1 rRNA gene is annotated in these 240 nt (G+C 51.2%); it reads left to right on the top strand.

The window, feature by feature from the left end:
- A 16S ribosomal RNA gene (locus tag ACTHSL_RS14140) occupies positions 1 to 240 on the top strand; the annotation flags it as partial.

Raw genomic sequence — 240 nt, 5'->3', positions numbered from 1 at the left:
GGGCGTAAAGGGCGCGTAGGCGGTTATATTAGTCTGATGTGAAAGGCTTGGGCTTAACCTGGGAATTGCATTGGAAACGGTATAGCTAGAGTTTGAGAGAGGGAAGTGGAATTTCCGGTGTAGCGGTGAAATGCGTAGAGATCGGAAAGAACACTCGTGGCGAAGGCGACTTTCTGGCTCAAAACTGACGCTGAGGCGCGAAAGCGTGGGGAGCAAACAGGATTAGATACCCTGGTAGTC

It is taken from the genome of Neisseria sp. P0008.S010 (assembly GCF_051962715.1).
Taxonomy (GTDB): Bacteria; Pseudomonadota; Gammaproteobacteria; order Burkholderiales; family Neisseriaceae; genus Neisseria; species Neisseria elongata.
The sequence above is the reverse complement of the archived record's forward strand: the minus strand, read 5'-3'. Positions and strand labels throughout refer to the sequence as shown.